Below are 25,297 nucleotides of genomic sequence, written 5' to 3'. Positions count from 1 at the left end.
TAAAAAACGAACTAACTATCTAGAAAGACAAGGCTATAAAGTCATCCGATTTGAAAACAAAATGGTATTTGATTATTTACCTTCTGTTTTAAAAGGAATAATAAACCTAACTCCTATTTTCAAGTTTACTTAAAAAAACAAATTATTAATAATATTACAAATATTAATAAACATTAACTACACGGCTCCCCTCTTCAGATGAAGAAGGGAATGAATTTACCGAAGGGCAACGGAGGTAAAGAAAGGGGTGTTTGCTACTTATAAATTAACTCTTGTTTCTTTCAAACCCTCCGTCTCATCCTCTCTGCGTTCAGATGAGCCACCTCCCTTTATCTAAAGTGAGGAGCCTAGATTGTTATTTACTAAGTATATGTAGTTAAATGAATAATAACTACACCAAGCTCCCCGCTTTAGTTAAAGAGGGGAATGAATTTACCGAAGGGCAACGGAGGTAAAGAAAGGGGAGTTTGCAAATCTTAAAATCCAGAAATCATCTAACTCAGCAGCTCAAACCATTTGTGTTTCACCAGCTCCCAATCAAATCTCTCTACTTTTTTTCTAGCCTGAATTGTCATTTCTCTTGTGGTTTCCGGGCTGTAAAGAAGGTTTTTAATAGCTTCTACAAAGGCTTCTACATTTTCCGGGGGGACTAAGACGCCATCTTTTCCCTGAGCTATTAAATAAGGCAGGCCTCCCACATTAGTGGATACAACTGCTAAGCCCAAGGCCATAGCTTCTATCACGCTGACGGGCATATTATCGAAATTGGTGGTATTTATAAAAAAATTATAATCTTTAGCCAGGGCAAGCCATTCTTTTTTAGGCAGTTTCCCTGTTAGCTTCACAGGAATATCCAGATCTAAGGCTAGCTGTTTCACGCTAGCCAAAGTGCCATCAGCATCCGGCCCCACCATACAGAGGCTGGCATTTATGCCCTGGTCTTTTAAAGCTTTTAACACACTTAAAGCCAGTAAGGGGTTGTATATGGTTGAAAAAGAACGCACCCAAAGGAGGTTTACCTCCTGAAAGTCTTTTTTATGAAACGTGTAGTTCTCAATGTCCAGGCTATTAGGTATAAACTGCACTTGCTGATAGCCATGGGCTTCAAAGGCCTCTTTTAAATAGATGGAAGGGGAGACTAATTTATAGGCGTTTTTAAAAATAGCACGACTAAGTTTAGGACTGGTTTTTAAGCGCTGGGGTAAATTCCCGCCATGAAGAATGGGAATATATTTTAGATTTAAAACCCGACATAGCTGACTTACCAAAAGCGCATAGTAAAAATTTTGAGTGCTATAGGTATCAATGAGCACTACATCCGTTTGTTTTCTATGTTTAAAGCAAGCCCAAAGCATGTCCAGCAGTCTAGCCAATTTATGAGACTTAGAAGAGGCATAAGAGACCTGATACCCCTCCTGCTCCAATTTAGGTCCCAGAATACCTATGGCAGAGATATTAGCGTTCTGTTGCTTTAAGTTGTTTCCTATGTAAAGGACGTTTTTCATGTGTGACGTTTAATAAGGCTAAGGCATAGATAAAAGCAGGCATGGCTAAGCGCATAGACATATGATTAATAGTTAAAAACCAGAAGGCTAAAAACGCATAAAAATAGTAATTACCCTTATTTCTTGACCGCACTTCTAAAGGTTTAAAAATAAGAATTAATAGTATCATGACACCCAGAAGCCCATGTTCTGCTAAGGTTCTACTAAATTCACTATGTGAAGTCACTCCCTGTCCCTCCTCTTCAATCCGCTGGTCTTTAGCGCGACTGGATCCAATTCCAAAAAACGGACTTTCTATAAAACCTTCTAGTTCGCTTTTAAATAACTGCTCTCTTCCTGTAGTTAAACTTTCTTTTTCGCGTCCCAAATGATCCTTATTCTCATAGCGCAAACCAACTAATCCACCTGTTTGATTAACACTTACAAACCAGGTCATTACCAAACTTATACAAAACAGCCCAAAAATAGCGATGAGTTCATTACGCTTTTTAGAGCGGGACTGTCTATAATAATAAAACAAAAATACAATTATTGTCATGATGGCCGCGATTACCCCACCTCTGCTCATGGTTGTAATAGCTCGAAAAGTGATCAATCCAAGGACACCCACATTTAACAGTTTTAATGGCAAACTGGGAGACTTTGTAAACAGCCGGATGGCTATCAAAAACATCCCCAGCCCTAGAGCAGCAGATACCTGATTAGCCCCCCAACCTCCAGAAGCCGCACGATTAGAAGCTGTACTTGAAAGAACTTCTTTCAAGTTTGGCGTATAAAGATATACATAAGCTGTATGCGCAATAATAGGCAGAAGCATAAATAAGAGTATCTGAGACATCTGTTTGTGACTAATCCGTTTGTCATAACAGAATAAGGCTGCCAAACCCAAACACACAGGGCCACTTAAAACAAAAGCAATATTGGTTCTAAAATTGGCATCAAAGCTTAAAGTGGTAGAAGCTACAAAAATAGAGGGAATTAAAAACATCAAATAAATAAAGTAAGGGTAGCCTTTTCCTGATAAGCCACTATAAAACATTCCTATCAAGACAAATACAATGACCAGATACTTTCCAGCCTCGTAAGAAATGGCTCCTCCCGTTGTTCTAAAAAACACTTCGGCCCCCACAAAATAAGCACAGGCTTTTAAAACTTCATAGGTTTTTTTATTATCTGCTACTGTAATAATGCGGTACAAAAAATAAAAAACAGCAATAAAGAAATAAGCCTTGGCAATACTCTCATTTAGGTAAATTAAAATTCCTAAAATTAGATGGAAACCAACAGCAGATATGTAGGTGATATTAGTTTTCAAACAAAAGCATTTTGAGTTTTATTAGTACTGTATTTTTGGCAAGGTACTATTAAATTACCAAATTTAAACTGTATTAATAAAGACACTGTTTTTATGAAAAAATTCGTTTATAATCGTCTAAAGGAAACTTATAATGATAACTTTTACCCGAGAGATACACAAAAAAATGAATGACAAAAACTGGCAGATAAGGTCTGGCTATTTTTAAATACCGGTCGTAAGTTTTGTTTCGGTAGTCACAAATTAAGAAGGGCGTAATATCTGGATTTAAATAGTTTTTATTTACCTGAGTTTCTTCAATCCTCTTATCTGTAATAAACGAACGGAAATGTACTTTCTGCCCGCCCCGGACTAATTGATACATGTCAACAACCGATAAGGGTGCTTCCTGTTCGTTATAAAACAACATGCCTAAAGACGGGTCTATCAAGACCCATTTTTGGAGTTCTTTTATATACACTTCATTAAAAGAATGACCTCCATTATCGCGACTAAAAGGCGCCGAGGTGGTGCCCCATTCCCGAACTTGAATATCATTAATCACACAAAAATTATTAAAGATCTGTGCCATATCAGAACACACCCCGCCCTTTCCATAAACCATTGTTTCCAAAGCTTTGGCCGAAGGTTCACTCAAGCCAGGCCCTACTCTGGTATGTGCACATAGCCAGGACACCAGGTGTTTAACACGTTCTAAATCGGAATCCGGTTTCCCTCTTTCAAAAATCTTCGCATTCATCTCCTGAAAATACTCAGGAATATCTTCCTTTTTATTCCAGGTATTATAAGAGATGGAATCAATGGCATCCTCAGTGGAATTCCTGGATAATAACCTAAAACGGGTCATATACAAGAAAGGGTGTCTTTTTATGGTCCAGCGAAGTTTTTTAAGTAGCATTAAAGAAATAGGATGGTATTATTCTGAGTTAAAAATATCAATTTTTTTTTAATAGATGGGTGTTATTTCAAAAAATGACTATTTATAAAATATCTTTTAAAATCCGTTGGTTATAATAGGGGTAACTAAACCTACCGATAAAATCTAAAGAAGTGGACGATAGCTGCTGATAGGCTGCTTGTTCCAGAGTCAATAAATTCATCAGACAGGTTTCTAAAGAAGCCTGACTTAAGTTGGCCATTAAAAACCCATTTTCATTATCTTTTATATAATGACCAATAGAAGATACCCTGGAAACAATAGGAACACAGCCGTAATTCATAGCTTCGGCAATCACTTTCGGGAAACCTTCAGAGGCAGATGGTAATACAATAGCATGTGATTTCTTATAAATATTATGAACTTCATTTCTTGACAAATACCCATGAAACACAATTGGTAAACCCAAAGTTTTTGCTTGCTTTTGATAAGCTTCCATTTGTGCGCCTGCCCCTACCAAATGAAGGCTTCCTATTTTTTCAAGAATCTCAGGTTTTAAACTAGCCAAGGTATCTATAATTAAATCTACGCCTTTGGCAGTTTCTAATCTCCCAACAAAACATAACTGTAAAGGAAACTGAAAGGATATATCTGCTATAACTTGCTGTCCAGATTGGATTTCCGTTTCAGTTAAACAGGGGTTTTCAAAACTCAAACACTGCTTGGGCTGATCTTCCCAAAAACCATTAATAGTTACCGGACGAGATTGTTTTTCTAAGAGCCATTTTTGAAAACTATAAGCCAAAGGCGCATCTTTCTGCTTCCAGTTTCCAGCATATTTAAACCAGCCTTTTTTTGAGCTAAATAATATCAAATAAGGAATTATATAAACGCCAATTCCTGTGGGAGCTCTAAATTGAAAACAATCAGATCTCTTTAAGGCTTTATGGATAATCGCTATCATTTTAGGAGCCTGAAGTAGGATTTCCAATTTATCTTTTAAAGCAGCTCCGCCTACTTCCGGCAAAGCCACAAATTCAATGTGATTGGATGTATAAGGTAAAGCGCTTGCAGGTGCTTGGGATTTATGCAGCATAGCCACATGTATTATCTTATCAAAAACAGCTAAAAGCTGGTTGATTTCTGTTACCGTAGATCCCAGGCCTACCACGCTCCCATCTGGTAACAGATAATGCTCTGTATGCGAAATAATACATAAACTTCTCATGACAGATACTTTATATACTGTTTAATAATTTGGTTCCAGTCATGTTGCTGAGCCCATGCTTTTGCCTGCTCTTTATAGGTTTTTGGAGCCTCTAATAGCATGGACAACTTTGCTTCAAAATCCACAACATCCTTGGCATCCACTAAAAAGCCAGAAATCCCATGATTAATAGCATCTTCTATCCCACAGCCTTTAGAACCAAGGGCAGGAACGCCCATGGCATTAGCCTCTAAAATAGCAATTCCAAAACCTTCCACATCTCCACTAGTACTTTCGGTGCTTAGCATCACAAAAACATCGGTTGCTAATAGCATAGACTTTAAGTCGGCCTCTGAAACAGCCCCATGGAATATCACATGCTTTTCAACCCCCAGTTGTTTGGCCTGCTCTAAAAAAGCAGGGGCTTCGGTAGGAATCCCGATACAATGATACTGAATCTTGGGATGGTTCTTTATTAATTCGGGCAAAAGTTGAATCATTTGCAGCTGCCCTTTTCGCGTACTTACACGCCCTACGGTGGTTAAAACAGGGTCCCCTTCTAAATTTATCTTGCTAAGCTTATCTGGCTGCCATTCACTTACATCTATCCCATTAGGAATTACCTTCACATCCAAGTTTAAATTGGCCACCAGGTGTTTGGTATACTTAGACACAGCTATGACGGTATCAAAACGCTTGAGGGACATATTAATGGCCCTTTTTAAGCCGGCCGATTTAAAGTTCACTTCCGTCCCATGAGTCACAGCCATGGTATGGCGTTTATAAAACAAGGAACAAAAGGCCACATTCCAAAGAGAGAATTTCCCAGTAGCTATAATATGATCTGCCTGTCTAAACCCTTTCAGAGTTTTAAACACCCTATGTACATACATAAAACCTCTGGGGGATTTTAAAGCCACCCGATTTATAGCAAAAGGCAAAGCACTATCAAAGGCTATTTCTGCTTCATTCTCCAAATCACGCTGATCTGCAATCACAGAAACGGCATAGCCATTCTTAGCCAAATACATCGCTAAGTAGTAGGCATGGTTTCCTATGCCCCCAGGTTGTGGAGGGAATTCGGAGGTTATTATGAGGATGTTTTTTTTCACTGTTATCGATTGTCGGTTGTCGGTTATCAGTTATCGGTTATCGGTTGTCGGTTATCGGTTGTCGGTTGTCGGTTATCTGTTGTCGGTTTTTTCTATGTATTTTATTTATTCTAACTTTTCAATTAATGGGCCTTGCTTTAATTTTTTACCAGCCAACCCCCAACTCTTAAACACCTGAAAAACTACCACCGGCAGCAGCAGCATACTCAAAAACACGCCAAGTACCAACATGGGTTTGTTTTTTTTAAATTGATAGGGCATGATAGACAAAGGAACCGTACGTAATAGTGCCCATCGTGCCGCATGATTCCCATAATAGGTTCTAAAATAATATAACACACTGGGAATGGGTCTTGGAGCGAACCATTTTTTAGTCCGAAAAGCATCCCAGGAGCCCATCTCTCGTAAGCCACCTGTGCCTGCCTTGACATCAATACAAGAGGCCAACGGATTAGACACCGATCTCATTCCTTCCAAATACACACGCAGACCAAATTCCCCATCGCCCATACGTTGTTTTTCAAACTGTCTGTCGAATAAGCCTACCTGCTTAAAAACATCTTTATAAAGCATGGCATTTCCCGTAGCAAATTGTGAGGCTAATGCAAAGAAATTCCGGTCTTTTGGGATGCTTTGCCCTTCGGGATAAAAGACGCCTGCAGATACCTGCGCATCAAAAAAATCCAGGCATTTTAAATGCGTTGACAACCAATCCGGTTTTATGCGTACATCGTCTTCTGATAAGGCTATTAAAGTCCCTTTGGCTTCCTTTATTGCTGTATTTCGTGCCAGCCATAAGGCTTTTTCTTCCTGACGAAGCACACGAAGGTTTAAATTAAATTCTTTATAAAACTCAGGTTGAAAGGGTTCCGACTGATCCACCACAAGGATTTCAAAATGGGGATACTCTTGTTTTTCAAAATCCTGGAGCACATCTCTTAAATAGGTATAGCGGTTTAAGGTGGGAATCACCACAGACACCAGAGGTTTTTCCTCAATTAATTCGGATGAATAGGTGTCCCATTTGGGGTAAGCTATAGGAGTTAAGTCTTTAGTTCGTTGTTTAATATGCATGGTTGACAACCAGCCTTGAATTTCTTTTATGGGGTTATGAAAGGTCACCAAACGCATGAATAAGACATAAAACACCCAGGCTGGATGAAATTGTTTTCTAATAAAATGGTATTCGTCTTTAATGGGAACCTTTTTAAAGCTACTATAGGTTTCAGTAGCCCCTATATAGCCTTGTTGCACAGCCTGCCAAGACAAATCGTAATCCTGAGCCACCTTCGATTTGTAGTCTGAATCTACTATGAGTTGCTCTAAAACAGCTTCTGGTAAGATGGATGCTTTAGGGAATATGCTTTTGCCCGATGTCTTAAACAATCGAAAATAATGGGTGGGTTGTAGATATGTTAAAAATTGGAAAGGCATTAAAAGTGTTATAGCATTTATTTTTTACGATGTATTATTCTGGTTCAAAATAACAGCTTTTATCTGATTATAAATCACATCTTTTTCAAAAGTTTGTTTATACATGGATTTAAAATAGTCTGATTCTAACCCCTTCCTATTTACATAAGGTTCTAATTTATCAATTAATTCTTGAATAGCACTCGGATTAAAACAAAAGTCATCTAAGTTAAATTTTTGAGTGTCTATAAAACTCAAAGCCCCAAAAGCCTTAGAAACAAGCACAGGAGTCCCCAAAGCAATAGCTTCTATAAAGACCAAGCCAAAAGCTTCATGATGGCTTGGTAAGACAACCAGGTCCATAGCCTCATAAAAGGCTGTCATCTCAGCGACATTTAAAAGTCCTAAAAAAACAACCTCTTGTTCTAAGTTTAAATCCTTCACCAATGCTTCCAATTGGCTCTTATACGGACCGCTTCCTGCAATATATAGGCAAACATGTCGATTATCAGACTGTTTTAACTGGTATAGTGCCTCAATAACTAAGCGGTGATTTTTATCGGCTACCAATCGCCCTGGACAACCGATGTTTATCACGGATTGCTTGTCTTGGATGCTTAGGCTGTGCTTTTTTGACCGATACTTATCTATATTGGTCCAAAAAGGAATGCGCCTTGTTTTGGCTTTTGAAACCTTATAAACACTATGCATTTCACTTTGTAAAGATTTGGAGTTTGTGAGAACCAGATCTGCCATATTTAAATACATGGCTTTATTCCATATTTTTAACCAATTGGGCTTCGTGTGACCAAAAGCCGTATGAAACCAAGCAATATTATGTTTCACCCCCAGCAGTTTACCAAATAAGATGGCTGGATTGATATAGGAAAAATTTGAAATCACCACGTCTGGCTGAGATTGTTTTATCATGCTATAGATGGCTGTATAATTAGCAATAAAACCACGACGCTTTTCCCCATATACAGACACACCATTCTGCATAAAAACTGCTTTTTCATGTTTTAAGTAAAAATTGTCCACTTCAAAACCATCGGAATAAAGTTTTTCGGACAGTTCTTGGAAAAACTCGGAGAGCAGGCCTTTGTTATGGGTATAGAGGATTAAAATTTTCAATACTAGTTCAATTCTTGATTTATTTGCATAAACGGATTAAAAGCAGAAAAAATAAGATTTTTATTGATTTTTTTAATAATCGGAAGATCCTTGTTGGCTAAACACACCCAATTTTTATTTGCCTGTGTTTTATGGTTGTTAAAATCCACTTTTGAGATTCCCAGTTTATTAATCGAATAACAGTCATAACCTAAAGCGTTTATATAATTACAAAACGTTTCAAATGGTACCTGGCCTCGTTTTTCTAAATACCGCTTATTTACTTCTAAAATTAAAACAGGCATATTTCGCTTTATAATATCCTCACCTCCTTGTAAAACCTGATATTCAAAACCTTCAACATCTACGCAAATTAATGCGACTAACTCATCTTTGATTTTCTCATCTAATGTAACAACATCAAATTCTTGCGTATTTTTTTCAGTCGTATTTGTAATAAAACCAGAGCCTGAATTATTACCTGTAGGGACATTGAAACTTGCCTTTCCTGGAGCATTGGATACTAAACAATTAAAAACCTCTAAATTGTTAATCTTGTTTTCTGTTTTATTCCGAATAACCGAATCGAGATTAGTAACTAAAGGTTCAAATGAAATTACTTTTGAATGATATTTTTTTGCAACATCACAGTACGAAACAGTTTCTGTACCAATATTTGCACCAACCTCTATTATACTGCCTCCGTTCTTATATTTTAAAACTTCATTAGAAATGATAATGTTTCGCCAATCGAAATAACCATGAATACTAAATTTAAAAGCATGAAAATCGGATGTATTTCCACTAAAAACATTTCCTGTAAAACTCTTTTTTCTAAAATCCATATTCAACAACTCCCCTTCCTCTATAGAGATAATTCTATTTCGAACCGATTGTGCGAAAAGTGGTGGTAAAAACCTACAAATAGTTTTTGCTATTTTATATTTTATAATCATTCTACTAAAAACTTCTTAAAAAATTTAATATCACGATTTATGGCAAAAGAATTCTCATAATTACTTTTAAATCGTCTATAACCTTCATCAGCTAAGTCATTCCGATAATCTAAATTCAATAGTAGCTTTTCTAATTTTTGAGCTAAATCAAGTGAATTTCCAGTTTCAAATAGTATTCCAGACTTATTATGCTTTATAATTTCTTTAATCCCTGTATTATTAGCACCTACCACACAAGTGCCGACACTCATGGCTTCTATAACGGTAAAGCCAAAAGCTTCCGAATAACTAGGTATAATAGTACAATAGGACCTCTTATAAGCTTCCAGAACCGATGCTTTATCTTTCTCTCCTAAAAAAGACACCTTATCTGAAATATTCAAAGAGTTTGTAATATTAACTAATTCTTTTAAAAGTGGTCCATCACCAATTATGATTAGATAAATATCCGGATGATTCAGTGATAGCGTAGAAAATGACTGTAATAAAATATCAACACCTTTACTAGGATGCAAACGACCGACGTATAACAAATTATTTCGGTCTGTTTTTATGTGGTTTAAACCACCACTATAATCTTTTACAGAATTTGGTAGTACAGTAATTTTAGTCTTTGGTATTCTAAAAAATCCCGAAGTATCATTTTTTGTAGCTTCAGAATTTGTTATGATATTTGTAGATAAACTATAAATAATAGACTTTCTCAATACCTTATATTTTTTCTGTGCATATTGAGAACTTAGTGTCCGTATCCAAGCCACTCTTACTTTTACTCGAAACAACCAACCTACTATTAAAAACAAATTAACAAAACTAAACATGGATATCATCATGTCTGGCTTATGAGTCCGCACTAGTTTATAAAGGAACCAAAAATTTCGCCACGAGTTCACCTTATTTGTAGGCAACTTTAAAACAGTTATATTATTACTTAAACTAATATTTGTTTTTCGAATTTTGTTCGTAATAACTATAACCCTATGTTCCTCTGAAAGTTTATTACTCAGGGAAATAAAATAATCAGCAGTAGAGTTAGCCATTAAATTGTATGAGAGAAAACAAGTCTTCATATTTATTTCACTTTACTCTTTATTTTAGTAATCAAAATTTAATGTTATTTCTAAGAATCAAAAACTTAATTCGTGACTAAAATTGTTAATTACTTATAAGCCACAGCCACCAAATGCGCTGTTTCTTGAGATTGTTGTTTAAGTCCTTTAGATTGCTGTTTATTGACCATAGTACCCACAAGTGACTTTATCATGTTTACAGGGTTATTAGTTTTTAAACTTTTTAAACTCCATACGCGATATTTTCCCGTTTTCACCGCATAATGCACCTCTACTTTATCAAAATACTTCTCTAATAATGTTTGTAACTGTGCTTTTGTATAGTGTCTAATATGATCAGGATTTTTCCCGGGTCCTTCATTTTTTATATAATCTCCATTGGGGGTTGTAAAATAGGCCCAGCCTCCTTTTTTTATCACTTGGGCTATATGTTTTACAAACAAATCATCGGCTGGCACATGCTCAATAACTTCAATACTTACCACTGCATCATAAGTTTCATCAGGCAAAGTAGATTGAGTCATATCTTGAATAATAATATCTGTAATATTGGAGCGTTCTTTTTGTATGTTTGATAAAATGGTCTCCGTAAACCCTAAATTTAACTGCTCCTTGGTTCCAGCTTCTTGCGGCACATCTAATAAGGTTACATCAACGGGCAAATTGATTGTATAAGGCGATTTTCGCCCTCCTACATCCAATAGTGATATGTTACTACCTGAAGTCCTTTTAGATTTTACAAGTTGTTTAATATCGTTTCTAACTGTTACCAAGTGAGTGGTCATAAGTGGAAAGCTAAGCCAACGCATAAATTCGTAGGATGTCATGGAATATGTTTCGTTTTAAGTTACAATAATAGGTGTTATCTCTAAGAATTCCATAAGGTTTGTTTAAAAGCTATAAAAATATGTCATATACAAGAGACAACTTAGCTAGACTTCATAAAAAGCTACAAACTCATCTTGCTGTTTATCCAGGTTAAAATTGCGTTGAACTCTAGTGACAGCACGACCCCTTATAAGTTCTTTCTCCTGGGGTGTCAGTTTTATTAATTCCTTAATCTGCGCTGCTAAAAATTTTGGTTGTCGTTTAGGTACCACCCATCCTGTTTTTTCGTGCAGGACATTTTCCTGTAAACCATCTGCATCTGATACAACACATAATACGCCCAAAGCCTGAGCTTCTAAAACCGCATTACCAAAACCCTCCTGTATGCTATACTGTATATAAATATCAGAAACCTTAAGTTGTTCTCGAACTGCAACAGGCTCTAATCGCCCAGCAAAGCTTACCTGATCTAAAACATCCAATTGATAGGCTGCAAACATAAGTCGTTCCCGTTCTTCCCCTGTTCCAATAATGGTATAATGAAAAGAAATATCTGCTTTTTTTAATTCGGCCATCGCTTGCAAGGTGTATTCCAAACCTTTTATCCAATGTAGTCGCGCTACGGTTATTAATTGTATTTTAGATTGAAGCTCCCTGGTTAACTGGTTGGTATTAGATTTAAAGAATGACACATCAATAGCTGGAGTTATCACATATATGGCAGACTCCAATACACCTTCTGAAACTAAATCTTGTTTCATCTCATTAGAAAGCACGTGATACCGAACCTCTTTTTTAAATAGCAGCTTATAACAATTTGGATGCTTTAAAGGAGACAAATACAAATCAAAGCCTCTAAAACTCACCGCCATTTGGGCTGCAATGGCTGCTGCCACATTTTCTCTTCCTACGGCAAGCATCCCAAAACCAAAATGAAGCCATGTCACATTTTGAGAAAATAAAAAGGCATTTTGAATTAAACGTTTCAAACTTTGCTTTAAGGTGAAATTATCGGCCACATCTAATTTTACATGCTTATAACTTCTTATTGGCGTAAATAAGAATGCTTTTATCAAAGTCCAGACACTAATAATCAAAACACGCCAAAAGGAACCTTTAAAAGAAGCTGCTGATATTACTGTACAACCAAAAGCATCTGGAATGCTCCCGGATTGATCCGTAACAAATAAAACCACCTCAAAACCCTGAGCTTGTAACCCAGCTATTTTATTCCGAAAAAAAGTTTCTGAATATCCAGGAACTGCTGAAAGCACTAGCCCTATTCGTTGGATATGTTGTTTTTTTTTACGCATTTATTTATTAGCAAGAGGTTTGTTCTAATATTATTGAAGTATCATTATTCAGACTTCAAAATCTTCAATCGTCAATCTTCAATCGTTAGTTTTTAGTTTTTAGTTTTTAGTTGTTAGTTGTTAGTTGTTAAATGTTAGTTGTTAGTTGTTAGTTGTTAAATGTTAGTTGTTAGTTGTTAGTTGTTAGTTGTTAGTTGTTAAATGTAATTCTTTAATCTTAATTCATTAATCGCCAATTATCATTCGGTATTCATCATTCTTTATTCATCATTCTTTAATCGTTAATCGCCACTCAATTTAAGCTTTCATATAATTCCTGCATCCCTTTAACCATTTGCTCCTCATTATGATGGGTTCCTATAAACGCTCTGGCTTGCTGTGTGATGTTTTGATAGGGTTCCCCAGTCAATTCAGACACCTCTTTTAATGCCTGTGCCATCGCCTGTGCATCCCGTACAGGTACTAAAAACCCTGTTTGCTTTGGAATCACCACCTCTGCCATGCCTCCACAAGCTGTACTTACAACTAAAGTTCCTAAGGCCATGGCTTCCAATACGACGTTAGCAATACCTTCTTCAACGCTAGGCAATAGAAGTGAATCTGAGTTCATAATTAAGTATTGAACCTTATTATAAGGGAGTCGGTCTAAAAGTGTAACTTGATTTGAGAGATCGAGGTCATTTATTTGGTAAGCAAATTCAATATCGGTTGCACCTCCAACTATTGTATAATGAAAATCTAAACCTGAATCTTTTAATAATTTACAGGCATCTAAAGCGTAAGTATAACCTTTTTTCCAATGTGATCTGCCAACAGAAATTATTTTAAAAACTGTATTTTCTTTCTTGGGAGTCCGTAGGTCTTTGACAATAGGCAACCCACTATACACCACATGTATGTTTTCTTTAGGAGCAGCATACTTTTCAGCTTCTAATCCAATAGCCCTAGAAACAGCATGAAAACCATCCACTTTAGGAAAGTTCTTTCTATACATAGCAGCCAACTTGGAATTGGCAATTGGCGAATAATTAATATGGGCGCCTCTTAAACTTAATACCAATTTTATATTAAAGTCTTGCACCCACATCCAATCGTCAATGCCTTTAGCCCATTGCACATGAAACACATTGGGTTGATACCACAGCACCGGATAGCACTTTACTTTAGTATATAAATCGTTCCGTTTTTGATGCTTCAAATAACTGTCTAATCGTTTTTTTTCTGCTGGTTTAAACAAGACCAATAAAGTCGTAAACTTTAATAAGTGCCAGAACTTAGACATTTGTGAATGTTTATAAGCTACTACTTTAACTCTAGGCTGATAATTGATTTTCTTTTTTACCGCCCCAAAAAGAAGCACCTCTGATCCAGAATCTGCAATGCCTTTTATGAGACGCTCAATAAAAGTAGTACTAGGAATTTCTCCAGAATAAATAGCAATTTTTAAGGGTTTTTCCAACAAGTCCTGTTTTAAAACCTAAAGGTAAAAATCTTTCTCAATTCCACCGAACTATTTCAAACTTTAAACAAATCCAATAAACAGTAACTAATCTAAGGCTTCCCGCTAAAAAGCGGGATGGCTAATCCGACGACAGAGAACCAGACGGAGCCTGCTCGAATGCCATACAGACAGGGAGGCAGGCGGGGGTTTGCAAAGCTATTCAGAAATTCAAAACCCCATCAATCCAGAAACCTCCTGAGCAAACCTCAAACTAGCGGCCTGTCTCCCCAAAACATTCACATGTTGCACATCATAAAAATATTCTGTGTTCTTTAGAGTCGCACTGTGGTTAATTATATGGAATGGCATTTCAACAGGTTGAACCTTTATTTGCTTATGAGGTGGTATATACACAACTAATTGTATCTTATGTTTAGCGCATAAATCCTGAATGCGTTGCATATAAGGATTTTTAAATGCAACTTTTAGCTCACGTCGTGCTTCAATAGATTTAGATTCTTTTGAAACTTCTGGATAACTGTAATTTCCAAAGGCATTAAAACGGTTACGTTTTTTAGAATCTATCAAACTTACAATGGAAGGATAAAACAACTCCGTATTATAATATCCAATGCCAAGCATGGGAAACCATTTGGAGTAAAACAGAATTTGAGCAGGACGTCCCGAAAACGACTTATAATAATCCTGTACATAAGTGCGTGACCCATAAGGCAGAAAGCGATAATCATTTCCACTCAACCTGTTGTTTACTACGTCATAATCAAGAATGCTTGCAGCTAAAACACAAATGTTGGTTTGTTTTCCCGAAGCAATAAAGTGTTCTAACATCATATACTGACTAGATAAGGCGGTGTCGTCCATGGACAAATTTAAACCACGAGTCCCTAATACCGAATCAATTACTTCTGTATTTAAAGTTGTTAATCCAATGCTAGAGCCCAAAACTATATAATCAAATTTGGATGCTTCAACCTGATACTCTAAAAAAGAAGGCTTATAAAAACTACCTTGTCTCAAAGCCCATAAACTAGCAAACGAGATAAGAAGGGACAACCCGATAAAAACGAGAGAAGCAAACAACATATGTTTTAGAAATAAACGCATTAGAACTGAAAGTATATAAAGTCCGATGGGTTTTTGTAAACTCCCATAAATACAATTAATAAGGCTATAAAAATAAGCTTAGAAGTGGATAAAGTAACTTCTTTTTTATTGGTTTGCACCGTTTTAAATTCAAAAAACAACAATACTAAAATTCCAAATATAGTAATCAGAGAAAACAGGAGCGATTTGGAAGTAGCGTAAAATAGTACTAATGAACCTGAACTGAAACTAAAAATCTGTTGTAGCATATCCCAAGCTATACTTAAAGTATCTGCTCTAAAAAACACCCAGGCCAAGCACACCAATATAAAAGTAAACAAAATACGTGGTAGTTGATTTAATTTCAAATATGTAGCATCTATATACTTTCTATTTTTCTTCTGTATCAATAAGGGTAAAAACAACAGTCCATGTAGGCCGCCCCATATTATAAAGGTCCAATTGGCACCATGCCAAAAGCCACTCACTAGAAATACAATAAACACATTTCTAATACCTTGCCATTTAGTACCTCGTGAGCCTCCTAAGGGAATATACAGATAATCTCGAAACCAGGTAGACAAAGAAATGTGCCAACGTCTCCAAAACTCCGCTATATCCCTAGAGAAATAAGGGAAAGAAAAGTTAGTCATTAAAGAAAATCCAAATAATCGGGCGACTCCAATGGCAATATCTGAGTAGCCTGAAAAATCGCCATAAATCTGAAACCCAAAAAGTACAGCTCCTAAAAACAGTTCGGCTGAAGAATAGTTTCCGGCACCATCAAAAATCTGATTGACAAAAAAAGCGCAATTATCCGCAACTACCATTTTTTTAAATAAACCCCAAATAATCAAGGATACGCCACTTAAAGCCATATCCGTATTAAATACACGTGGCCTAGAAAATTGAGGAAGCAACTGCTTGGCACGTTCTATAGGTCCTGCAACTAATTGAGGAAAAAAGGCCACATAGCTTGCAAATTGAATGAGATTCTTGGTGGGCTTCAACTGCTTTCGATACACATCAATAGTATAACTCAAGGTCTGAAAGGTATAAAATGAAATACCTACAGGTAAAATAATGGATAAAGTGCTAACAGACATATTTATACCTAGACTCTCCCAGGCATCTACCCAACTTTCTATAAAAAAATTATAGTACTTGAAAAACCCTAACAAACCTAAATTACAAATCAAGCTTATGGCTAATAATAATTTTCGCTTAGTTAATTGTTGCTGTTTGGCTAAGTCCAGGGCTACCAAATAATCTACTAAGGTGCTAAACATAATTAAGCCTAGAAACCGCCAATCCCACCAGCCATAAAACACATAGCTGGCTACCAATAATAATAGGTTCTGCCATTTTAATGAACGCTGAAATATAAACCAATAGAGCACAAAAACAATTGGAAGAAAAACAGCAAAGTCTAAGGAGTTAAATAGCATAATAAGTTAGTTCCTTCTGGAGTATAAATTTGTTTTAAAAATATTTAAAATTGTGTTTATGTCCTGTAAGGTTTCTTTAGAGAGCCTCTTTTTCTCTACATTATTTTTATGTAATGTGCTATTTGGATGCGTTTTAGAAGATGGTTGTTTAAAATGTTTCTGCAAATTGGGTACAGCTTCCATATTATAAGTTTCACATAGCTCATAAATTAACTCCATATTGGTCAACAGGTCTTCATATTTAACTACCGAAGCTTTTCCCGAATAAGGTTCTAACAACTCTAAGGGAATCACATTTTCAATACACCAGCGTAAAGCTAAAACCTCAACATCTGTTAAGTTGTTATACTTCAAGAGATCATAATTATAATTATCTAAAATAAGTTTAACTAATTTCTCTTGCTTGGCAAAATGAGACAGGTCATATAACCAAGGAAATTTAACTTGTTGCTGCGATTGAATCGTATCATAGGGATTTCTAATGATATGAATAATAGGAATATCAAATGTCCTATTCATAAAATGAGCAGATAAATTGCAACGCACAAATTTAATGATAAACTTTTTAGGTATAAACGGCCATAAATGACGTTTCCACTTCCGATTACTGTTTTGTGCAATCCAATTGCAATCAACCCTGTTTTTAAAAACCGAGTTTAGATATGTATAAGCTTCTGGCGATTCTGCTTTAGAAGTCAACCATTGGTCGCAAAGTAAATAACCACGTTTGGTACGTGTTTCTTGCTCAGGCTCAAACAACATTCTATATCGAAACGGTTGTGCCAAAGTTTCACCTAACCAACTGGTGCCACTTCTTGCAGAGCCCACAACAATAATATGTTTGTTAAATTTACTCACAACCAAGGAGTTTTTTATACAAGACTTCATGGGCTTCAATAAAGGCATTCATGGTAAAATGTAATTCGCAATAATTACGTAAGCTCTGCCCCAAGATTAAACGTTCTTCTATATCCATACCTTGTAACTTTTCTATTTTTGAAGCTAAATCTGTACTACTACCGGCAGGAAATAAAAGTTCCTTAAAATCTTTTAATACATAGTTAATGCCCGTAATATCTGAGCCTAATACAGGTATCCCCATACTCATAGCCTCCACCAAAGCCATGGGCATTCCTTCTTTCCGACCTTCGTCTAAAGTAGGAATCACATATAAATCGGCAGATTTTATATACGGCCTAACATCTAATTGTTTCCCCAAAAACTGAATTTGATTTTTAATTCCCATGGTTTCGCTTAAGGCAACCATAGCATGCCCATAATCATTGTCGTAATCGCCCAAAATAGTCAATAAGACCCGCTTATCTTTAAGTTTGTTTACAGCCTCAATTAAAACCTGTATTCCTTTTACAGGTACTAAATTTGCAACTGTTATAATATGGAATTGTTTGAGGTTACTCTTAAAAGCAGCGTTAACAACGTCTCGATTATAATAATTGGTATCTATTCCTAAAGGAATTAAGGCTTGTTGTTTCTTCTTTGGAAAATACTGCCTCATGTCATCATTTATAGTAATAATAAAATGAGCCAAATAGCTTTTTATTCTCCAGTGTTTATTAAACCCCATAGCTTTTTTAGTATAGAGCCATTTAATACCAATCCATCTTGCAGCAAGCGCCTCTGTCCAATCGTTACTCCATTGCCAGGAATGTATAATATCGAATTGATGCCTTTTATAAAACCTTGAAATTCTCCATACACGTATTGGCAAACTAAAATAAGGCCTATAAGCAGTTTTAGTCTCAAAAATATGAATGGGTAATCCCAGAGCTTTAACAGTTTTAAAAAACGCTCCTTTATCATCACCACAAGCAATATGTACTTCGAATTTAGATTTATCAAGACCTTTAGCCAGGTCGTAAACAACCTTCCCCGAACCAGCTGTGTTGAAGTTTGAAATTGTAAAAAGAATGCGTATTTTTTTATTGTGTTTCAATCTGTCTAATAATTTGGGCTGGGTTACCAGCAATGACACAATTAGAAGGTACATCTTTTACTACCACAGAACCAGCGCCAATAATAACATGATCTCCAATTATAATATCTCCAATTATAACCACATTAGCACCAACTACAACATTGTTTCCTATTACTGGAACCAGATTGTTGTCGTTATTTTTATTCCCAATGGTTAATCCATTTCTAAACTGAAAGTTTTTACCAATAGATTTGGCATTTATCACAGTTGCAAATGGATGGTAACACATCAAACCGCCTGCAATTTTAGTGCTTCCAAATATTTTACAACTAAAGTCTCTAGTAAAGTAAGATTTCCATGGATGATATCTTCCATTAATTCTCCAGAAAAAAATATGGGCATATTCCGGATAATACAACATCAAATGATTAAACTGCTTTTCTATAGACTCCTTTTGGACTTTACTACCGCGCACCTGAAGTGTTTGCTTAATATCTGCCTGAATCACCAAATTACTTGGAACATAGCGTTTATACAAACGACGTAGCAGCAACCTTTTAAAAGCATGTTTTATAAAATGACTTGTTTTCAATAGTATACTATTTTATTTCGTAAGTTGTTTTACCGAATAAGGCACCACATGGTACCCATATACTTTACGCAATGTTTCTATTGGTAAGATAACTAAAATAGATAAATATAAACGAATGATCCAAGGAATCTTAATGGCTTTAAGATCCTTTTCTAACTGTTGTTTTAATTGTTTACGATTAGTATAGCCTTTAGTAAAAACAATCTGCCTCCCCATAGATTGAAAAAGTTGACTAAATAATAAGCTTTTAAATCGGGCTGGTGTTTTATTTTCAAAATAAAAAGGCAAGTGTTCCTTTACCAATCGTGGCCAAACCATAAAGGCTCTCGGCATTTTTCTCTTAACACCTTGAATCAAGGACACTTCATGCTTAAAATACAAATAAATATATGTATCAATAAATGCTAGGTTACAAGTCATTCCTAATTTAACATCAAAGGCTAAGTCAGTTCCAATGACTGGAAGTTGTTCCGAATAAACACCTATTTTTTGAAAAACTGTCTGTCGGTGCATAAAAGCTCCCTCTCCAACTACAGTGCCTAAATTCGAAAACCACTTTAAGCCCCAATAAGGTTTCTCTTTAAAAACAACTTCATGAGTTTCCTCTAAACTCCCGTCATATGCTGCTAAATTTTTATCAGTTTTTAGCATTTTCCCAAAAACAGCCTCAATATTAGGGTAAGAATTTAACACATCTATCATGCGATTTAAAGCATTTGGAAACACCTCATCATCAACATCCAACTGGTAAACATATTCTCCTTGAGCCCGACTTACCCCCATGTTTCTAGCTTGGGCCTCCCCTTGTTTTGGCTGTGAAATAAGTTTCACATTATAGTTCGAAATAGATATATCCTTAATAATATCAACAGAATTATCCGTTGAGTTATTATCAATAAATAAAATTTCATAAGCCACTGAATCTAAATGCTGATTCATTAAAGAATTATAACATCTTTTAATAAACTTTTCTCCATTATATACTGGAACGATTATCGATAACTTCATAATTAATGATAATAATGTTTTTGCCAAAGTGACAAGGTTAATAACATACTTAAAGGATGGGCATAATGTATAGCATCCGTTTTTAAAAAATGTTGATAGGTATCTTCCACAAGTGCTTTAGGAATAAAGGAATTAAAATCTGAATTAAAAATATAACTTTTTAGGGCTTGCTCATTTGTAGTTCCTACAAACTGCAATTCCCAATTGCGCTGTATATAAGGTTTTCCTAGTAATTCCATAGCTTCACGTTGCAATTTATTCAGTATGCGATACGGCAAATTATAAGGTGTTTTATTATATTGGTAATTCGTCAGATTAAATGGCTTTTCGGCATGCCAGGTAATTTTTGCTAAGGCTTTATCTTGCTGCAAATGGGCTAGCTGCATCCGCCTATCGGCAAGATACTCCTCTGGGATGCCACAAATAAGCTCACACATTCGATTGTCATAATATGGTAAAGTAATAGGGTGGGCTGCTTCAAATACAGATAAGTTGGTGGTGGTCCAACGGTGGGCCCACTGACTGGTTTTATAAGCCCGTACTTTAGCACTCACATTATCTATTTTAATAGCTGCCAAGTCGGTTTCAATTCTACTAATTATATAAGATTTAAAGTCGCCTTCCAAACCCCAAACTTGCCATAATTTTTCTGCAAGCTCAAGACCTTTTGGCTTTATCATCTTTTTAAAAAGCAAGGGAATAATATCTGCTTCGGTAGTTCCTGGTGGAGCTCCTCTATCAAATAACACATCACCCCAATGGCCTAGAGAAAACACGCCTTCCATGGCTGTTAATTGTGGTAAAATGGCCATTTGTCTGGGATGTGTAAACTCAGAATAACAACCATTGATATCGGCTAACTCATCGATACAATCCCATAAATAGCCCTTCGGGATTTTAAAACCATCAAAGGTAATATGACACACTTTTGCAATTTGTTCACTAATTTTATGTTCTGGATAGCCGCCATCAAATGAATAGCTAAAACCATGTACCGGATTCTCAAAATCTTTTAAAATAAGGGCCTGACTTCTACTGTCTAGTCCCCCAGAAAGCGCCAAGATAACTGGCTTATCCCCCACCTGCTCTTTGGTAATGGTTTTAAGTAGCTGTATATATTCTTCGGTAGCTTGTTTAAATGAAATGTCTCTAGGGCTATAATGCCAATCAAAATTAGGGGTGCTCTTAATTAAACACCCCTCAGCATCTATTGTATGATCATGCGCTGGCAATAAGCATACTTCGTCCTTCCAATAGGTATCGTCTCCCATAAAAAAACCTGTAGCTACAAACACACAGATGGCTTTTTTATCCAGCTCATGAGGTGTGTTTGGCCTTTTGGCAAATCTTAGTTTGCTAGGTATTATCGGGGTGGTTAAGGTAGTCATATAATGAAAAAGTGGACTAATATAATAAAATAAAAATCGATGCTTGAGAATTTGAAATAAAGATATTTAATATCAATCAATATATAAACAAACGATTTAAAACCCTCAACAAATAAACTTCTACCTTTTTAACTCTCTTAGTAAAGGGCAATGCTATTAATAAAAAAGAAAACCGGATTTTTAGCCTTAAAAACCAAGTCATTTCATTCTTAAAATCTTCAAAAGCCTTCTTTACTCGTACTTTATTTATTTTAAAAAGTGCCTTATCTATAAATCGAAGCTCCACGAGTTTTTTTAATAGAATTCCAAAGTACTTCGAATACAAATAGCTATCTATCAAACCTAAACTTATTATATCTGTCAAAATTATTTGCTCTTTGCGTTTCCCTTCGGTTTGCGCACTATATATACCCCCTGCATGTTTACGGTAAGACCCTGTTATTTCGTTTAAAAATTTAATCTTCCCAAACTGCGATTGCCATAATAACATAACCGTGTCTAATCCTGGTGCTGAAGGCAACGTGCTAAAATCGCGATTTCTAAATACACGTGTTAAGGTTGGTGCCCAAATAGGTAAATGTTTACGCTCGTAGTCTGTTCTACGATTATCAGTAATTAAAGCTTGTTTTGTAATCGTATCATTTTCATCAACAATACGAATATTTGTAAAACAAACTTCATACTCTGGGTTAGCTTCTAGAAAATCCACCTGTTTTTGAAGTTTTAAAGCATCGGTCCAATAATCATCACCTTCACAAATGGCTATATATTTACCTTGACATTTATTAAGAGTAAACATAAAATTCCCGTACATACCCAAGTTTTTTTTATGTTCGAAATAACGAATACAATTTCTCTTTGGATGCGTGGTAATAATAGAGTCTACAACTTCGGTCGTATTGTCTGGGGAACAGTCATTTGCTACAATAAGCTCATAGTCAAAACTAGTTTCTTGACATAAAATACTATCAATAGTTTGTTTAACAAAAGCAGCTTGATTATAAGTAATAACAAAAACGCTTAATTGAGGTTTTTCCATCTATACTTAGAGTTGAGGTTTTAATTGTTTTTTTATAACAGCAGGGACACCAGCCACCATACAATAATCGGGCACATCTTTGGTTACTACAGCGCCGACAGCAACTTTATCCCCTTTTCCAATTTTAATATGTAAATACGTGCTTAATTTTTCTTTCAACTCTTCTACCAATACGCCTCTATTGGTTATCCAACCCATGTCCCAAGCACGTTTTAAGATGGCATGACAGTCATTTTGAGGCGGCAAAAAAGTTTTGGTTACGATTATCATAAGCGAAATTCTAGTTAAGTTTTATTTTCCCTAGGAAATTCATTGCCTTGTGGCAATTTATTTAAAAATGCACATAATTTAGCATAATCTTTGGGGTTGGTCACATTAAAAACCAATATTTTTTCTAGTCGGCTATTAAAATAATCTTTTACTTTTTGGCTATTGTCTATATAATGTGCGATAAAAATGCCTTGATTATAAACATCCGATTCTGGACTGCTAAAAACACACCTATTGAAATTATTAGCTTAGCTCAAGCCCCTATATTGATTTACTTTTTTGTACAGGTTAATTGTTTTTTATTAATTGTTGAGACTTTACATAATTATTTATTTTCTCTTTGAAATTATTCTAAACCATGAACTAACCACCACTTCTGCCAGGCATAAATATGCCAAACCCCCCATGCATTATCATGTTTCGCATCAAAAAAATCTTGTACATAACCGCGTAAAACACTTACATCCATAACTTGTTCTCCATAAAACGGTTCCTTAAAAACAACTTGCATAACATCCGCTTTTAAGTGCTGATGCAGCCATTCATTTAACGGTACAGTAAACCCCATTTTATTTTGGTTTATTAAAGATTCTGGAACTTCCTTAGCCAATAATGTTTTAAGATCTTTTTTTAAATCTTGTTTAGTGCTTAATGTTCTAGTTTGTTTCCAAGCCCATTCAATACTATTTTTATCTAAAAATGGCACACGTACCTCTAGACTATGTGCCATACTAGCCCGATCTACCTTAATTAAAACACGTTGCATGTGGGCATAAAATTCATTCCAGCGTAACTGGTGTAAAAGCTCTTTCTTGTTGAAATTATTAAATTTATATAGGTCGTTTATAGATTTAGAAAACGCTGTATTAGGAAACATCTTATTTAAAATTCCTTCGGGTAGTTTTAATTGTTTATTCGTAATAAAAGTATCAAAAGTTTTAAAATATGGAGCCCAAGTTTTAGTGAACCCTATTTTATTGCTCACTTGGGCTAAAGGCTTCCTTAATACATAAGGCAGTTTAAACCACCAGCGTTTTTGTAACACATCTAACATTCTAGGGTAACCAAAAAACAACTCATCACCTCCATCACCAGACAACATAACCGTATGTTCTTTTTTCGCTTCTTTTGAAATAACATAAGTTGGAATGCTAGAATAATCGCCAAAGGGTTCTGAATAAGCTTTAAAATGTGCATCGATTTCCGACAATAAATCCGTTTCACTTACAGATAAAATGTGCTGCTTAATATTTAAATGTTCAGCATAGGCTTTAGCTATGTCGCTTTCATTTAAATTCGGGTTATCAACTTTTAAGGTAAAAGCCTCTATAGTATCAATTTGTTTTTTAGCATAAGCCGAAATTATCGGACTATCAATCCCGCCACTTAAAAAAGTAGCAATAGGTACATCACTTACTAATTGTTTGGAAACAGCTGTTTGCAAAACAGAAGATAAGTCTGATTTTAATTCTTGCTTTTCTTGCGTTTTACTAAATGAGACCAAGGTTTTTTTAGAAACCTCTCCTTTTTCAGATATACGTATTAATTCTCCAGGGTTTACCTGATAAATAGATTTATAAATAGTATTGGGTGCTTGCATATAACCAAAACCAAAATACTCTTTCATAATCTCTGGCCGTAACTCTAAAGTATCAAAAAACCAGTTATGCTTAAACACCTGATCAAACTGTGAAGCAAACACACAGCCTCCTCTAGCCATTCCATAAAATAAAGGCTTAATGCCTGCAAAGTCCCGAGTTAAAAACAAACAACCTTCTTCAGTGTCAATAATCGCGATGGCAAACATGCCATTAAGAAGTGAGATTGTATCTTTTACACCAAGTTTATCTAGTAAATGAATAAGAACCTCGGTATCAGACGAAGACCTTAAGTTATTCAACCTATACGTTTTGGCTAAATCCTGATAATTATAAATCTCTCCATTAAACACGACGTGATAGCGATTGCTTGGGCTTGTTTTGGGCTGATTTCCTTGAGAAGATGTATCTATTATAGCTAAACGATTAAAACCGAGTTGAAAGCTATCCATTCTAGAAGTACCTGTATGATTTGGCCCTCTATATTTTGAAAGAGCTAAAAGATTTGAAAATTCATCTACCTCTGAAAGTAAATTATTTCGAAAGCAAAATTCGCCTAAAAATCCACACATAGTTGTTATCTGAAAATAGGTTTAAATTAGTTAATATTTTTTTTTACAAAATACTAATAAAGGATAATTATTCAATGCAGCAAGATTTAATCTGCTTTTTGTAGTAATAAATTTAACACGATTTAATATAAAATCTTCTTCTTTAGCTTTTAATTTACTGATAGTCAACTATCTGTGCTAAACTTGAAAACT

At 35.5% G+C, this 25,297-nt stretch carries 23 protein-coding genes and 1 pseudogene; 1 reads left to right on the top strand and 23 read right to left on the bottom strand.

Annotated features, from left to right (window positions below):
* A partial coding sequence (locus OS188_RS14070) for a DUF559 domain-containing protein (RefSeq protein WP_267149494.1) occupies positions 1–133 on the top strand: 133 nt, incomplete at its 5' end.
* 361 nt (positions 134–494) lie between these two features.
* Here the strand turns inward: OS188_RS14070 and OS188_RS14065 are convergent.
* The 23 genes and pseudogenes from OS188_RS14065 to asnB all read right to left on the bottom strand — a co-directional run bounded on the left by OS188_RS14065 (position 495) and on the right by asnB (position 25,105).
* A complete protein-coding gene (locus OS188_RS14065; protein ID WP_267149492.1) occupies positions 495–1,505 on the bottom strand; it encodes a glycosyltransferase family 4 protein in 1,011 nt (336 codons plus the stop codon).
* Positions 1,456–2,820 (bottom strand): O-antigen ligase family protein, encoded by a 1,365-nt coding sequence (locus OS188_RS14060; RefSeq protein ID WP_267149491.1) that lies wholly within the window; start codon positions 2,818–2,820, stop codon positions 1,456–1,458. The genes OS188_RS14065 and OS188_RS14060 overlap by 50 nt, the downstream gene beginning before the upstream one ends.
* Before the next feature lie 91 nt (positions 2,821–2,911).
* Positions 2,912–3,667 carry a transglutaminase-like domain-containing protein gene (locus OS188_RS14055; protein WP_267149490.1) on the bottom strand — a complete coding sequence of 252 codons (756 nt, stop codon included), beginning with the start codon at positions 3,665–3,667 and terminating at the stop codon, positions 2,912–2,914.
* A 133-nt stretch (positions 3,668–3,800) separates the two neighbouring features.
* Entirely contained in the window at positions 3,801–4,925 is a 1,125-nt protein-coding gene (locus OS188_RS14050; RefSeq protein ID WP_267149489.1) for a glycosyltransferase, read from the bottom strand.
* Positions 4,922–6,016 carry a glycosyltransferase family 4 protein gene (locus tag OS188_RS14045; protein WP_267149488.1) on the bottom strand — a complete coding sequence of 365 codons (1,095 nt, stop codon included), beginning with the start codon at positions 6,014–6,016 and terminating at the stop codon, positions 4,922–4,924. Before OS188_RS14045 ends, OS188_RS14050 begins: the two co-directional genes overlap by 4 nt.
* Before the next feature lie 105 nt (positions 6,017–6,121).
* Entirely contained in the window at positions 6,122–7,402 is a 1,281-nt protein-coding gene (locus OS188_RS14040; RefSeq protein WP_267149487.1) for a glycosyltransferase family 2 protein, read from the bottom strand.
* Positions 7,403–7,474: 72 nt separating this feature from the next.
* Positions 7,475–8,563: a glycosyltransferase family 4 protein gene (locus tag OS188_RS14035; protein WP_267149486.1), complete on the bottom strand. Its 1,089-nt coding sequence runs from the start codon at positions 8,561–8,563 to the stop codon at positions 7,475–7,477.
* A gap of 2 nt (positions 8,564–8,565) precedes the next feature.
* Complete coding sequence (locus OS188_RS14030) at positions 8,566–9,498, bottom strand: FkbM family methyltransferase (RefSeq protein ID WP_267149485.1); 933 nt, start codon at positions 9,496–9,498, stop codon at positions 8,566–8,568.
* Entirely contained in the window at positions 9,495–10,538 is a 1,044-nt protein-coding gene (locus tag OS188_RS14025; protein ID WP_267149493.1) for a glycosyltransferase family 4 protein, read from the bottom strand. Before OS188_RS14025 ends, OS188_RS14030 begins: the two co-directional genes overlap by 4 nt.
* Before the next feature lie 119 nt (positions 10,539–10,657).
* Positions 10,658–11,395 carry a class I SAM-dependent methyltransferase gene (locus OS188_RS14020; RefSeq protein WP_267149484.1) on the bottom strand — a complete coding sequence of 246 codons (738 nt, stop codon included), beginning with the start codon at positions 11,393–11,395 and terminating at the stop codon, positions 10,658–10,660.
* 105 nt (positions 11,396–11,500) lie between these two features.
* Positions 11,501–12,709 (bottom strand): glycosyltransferase family 4 protein, encoded by a 1,209-nt coding sequence (locus tag OS188_RS14015; protein WP_267149483.1) that lies wholly within the window; start codon positions 12,707–12,709, stop codon positions 11,501–11,503.
* A gap of 292 nt (positions 12,710–13,001) precedes the next feature.
* On the bottom strand, positions 13,002–14,168 hold the full coding sequence (locus OS188_RS14010) for a glycosyltransferase family 4 protein (protein WP_267149482.1): 1,167 nt from the start codon (positions 14,166–14,168) through the stop codon (positions 13,002–13,004).
* Between the two features lie 210 nt (positions 14,169–14,378).
* The gene (locus OS188_RS14005) at positions 14,379–15,275 is read right to left on the bottom strand and encodes a hypothetical protein (protein WP_267149481.1); all 897 of its coding nucleotides are present in this window, start codon (positions 15,273–15,275) and stop codon (positions 14,379–14,381) included.
* On the bottom strand, positions 15,275–16,702 hold the full coding sequence (locus OS188_RS14000; RefSeq protein WP_267149480.1) for an MBOAT family O-acyltransferase: 1,428 nt from the start codon (positions 16,700–16,702) through the stop codon (positions 15,275–15,277). Before OS188_RS14000 ends, OS188_RS14005 begins: the two co-directional genes overlap by 1 nt.
* Before the next feature lie 6 nt (positions 16,703–16,708).
* On the bottom strand, positions 16,709–17,560 hold the full coding sequence (locus OS188_RS13995; protein ID WP_267149479.1) for a sulfotransferase domain-containing protein: 852 nt from the start codon (positions 17,558–17,560) through the stop codon (positions 16,709–16,711).
* Positions 17,553–18,656: a glycosyltransferase family 4 protein gene (locus OS188_RS13990; protein WP_267149478.1), complete on the bottom strand. Its 1,104-nt coding sequence runs from the start codon at positions 18,654–18,656 to the stop codon at positions 17,553–17,555. The genes OS188_RS13995 and OS188_RS13990 overlap by 8 nt, the downstream gene beginning before the upstream one ends.
* Entirely contained in the window at positions 18,643–19,230 is a 588-nt protein-coding gene (locus OS188_RS13985; RefSeq protein ID WP_267149477.1) for an LbetaH domain-containing protein, read from the bottom strand. The genes OS188_RS13990 and OS188_RS13985 overlap by 14 nt, the downstream gene beginning before the upstream one ends.
* 12 nt (positions 19,231–19,242) lie before the next feature.
* A complete protein-coding gene (locus tag OS188_RS13980) occupies positions 19,243–20,238 on the bottom strand; it encodes a glycosyltransferase family 2 protein (protein ID WP_267149476.1) in 996 nt (331 codons plus the stop codon).
* 2 nt (positions 20,239–20,240) lie between these two features.
* A complete protein-coding gene (locus tag OS188_RS13975; protein ID WP_267149475.1) occupies positions 20,241–21,626 on the bottom strand; it encodes an asparagine synthase-related protein in 1,386 nt (461 codons plus the stop codon).
* Positions 21,627–21,702: 76 nt separating this feature from the next.
* On the bottom strand, positions 21,703–22,665 hold the full coding sequence (locus OS188_RS13970; RefSeq protein ID WP_267149474.1) for a glycosyltransferase family 2 protein: 963 nt from the start codon (positions 22,663–22,665) through the stop codon (positions 21,703–21,705).
* A 6-nt stretch (positions 22,666–22,671) separates the two neighbouring features.
* A complete protein-coding gene (locus OS188_RS13965; RefSeq protein ID WP_267149473.1) occupies positions 22,672–22,935 on the bottom strand; it encodes an acyltransferase in 264 nt (87 codons plus the stop codon).
* 14 nt (positions 22,936–22,949) lie between these two features.
* A pseudogene (locus tag OS188_RS14815) lies at positions 22,950–23,126 on the bottom strand (sulfotransferase); the annotation flags it as partial.
* Positions 23,127–23,281: 155 nt separating this feature from the next.
* Positions 23,282–25,105 (bottom strand): asparagine synthase (glutamine-hydrolyzing), encoded by a 1,824-nt coding sequence (gene asnB / locus OS188_RS13960; RefSeq protein ID WP_267149472.1) that lies wholly within the window; start codon positions 25,103–25,105, stop codon positions 23,282–23,284.
* Between the last annotated feature and the right edge of the window lie 192 nt (positions 25,106–25,297).

This window comes from Xanthomarina sp. F1114 (assembly GCF_026410255.1).
Lineage (GTDB): Bacteria > Bacteroidota > Bacteroidia > Flavobacteriales > Flavobacteriaceae > Xanthomarina.
This window is presented reverse-complemented; position numbering and strand designations above follow the sequence as displayed.

Excerpts from the sequence above, each read along its gene's own strand:
- OS188_RS13970 (WP_267149474.1), bottom strand. The coding sequence starts at position 22,665 with ATGGAAAAACCTCAATTAAGCGTTTTTGTTATTACTTATAATCAAGCT.
- OS188_RS14015 (WP_267149483.1), bottom strand. The coding sequence starts at position 12,709 with ATGCGTAAAAAAAAACAACATATCCAACGAATAGGGCTAGTGCTTTCA.
- OS188_RS14065 (WP_267149492.1), bottom strand. The coding sequence starts at position 1,505 with ATGAAAAACGTCCTTTACATAGGAAACAACTTAAAGCAACAGAACGCT.
- OS188_RS14025 (WP_267149493.1), bottom strand. The coding sequence starts at position 10,538 with ATGGCTAACTCTACTGCTGATTATTTTATTTCCCTGAGTAATAAACTT.
- OS188_RS13975 (WP_267149475.1), bottom strand. The coding sequence starts at position 21,626 with ATGACTACCTTAACCACCCCGATAATACCTAGCAAACTAAGATTTGCC.
- OS188_RS14020 (WP_267149484.1), bottom strand. The coding sequence starts at position 11,395 with ATGACATCCTACGAATTTATGCGTTGGCTTAGCTTTCCACTTATGACC.
- OS188_RS14030 (WP_267149485.1), bottom strand. The coding sequence starts at position 9,498 with ATGATTATAAAATATAAAATAGCAAAAACTATTTGTAGGTTTTTACCA.
- OS188_RS14055 (WP_267149490.1), bottom strand. The coding sequence starts at position 3,667 with ATGACCCGTTTTAGGTTATTATCCAGGAATTCCACTGAGGATGCCATT.
- OS188_RS13980 (WP_267149476.1), bottom strand. The coding sequence starts at position 20,238 with ATGAAGTTATCGATAATCGTTCCAGTATATAATGGAGAAAAGTTTATT.
- OS188_RS14000 (WP_267149480.1), bottom strand. The coding sequence starts at position 16,702 with ATGCTATTTAACTCCTTAGACTTTGCTGTTTTTCTTCCAATTGTTTTT.
- OS188_RS13965 (WP_267149473.1), bottom strand. The coding sequence starts at position 22,935 with ATGATAATCGTAACCAAAACTTTTTTGCCGCCTCAAAATGACTGTCAT.
- OS188_RS14005 (WP_267149481.1), bottom strand. The coding sequence starts at position 15,275 with ATGCGTTTATTTCTAAAACATATGTTGTTTGCTTCTCTCGTTTTTATC.
- OS188_RS14050 (WP_267149489.1), bottom strand. The coding sequence starts at position 4,925 with ATGAGAAGTTTATGTATTATTTCGCATACAGAGCATTATCTGTTACCA.
- asnB (WP_267149472.1), bottom strand. The coding sequence starts at position 25,105 with ATGTGTGGATTTTTAGGCGAATTTTGCTTTCGAAATAATTTACTTTCA.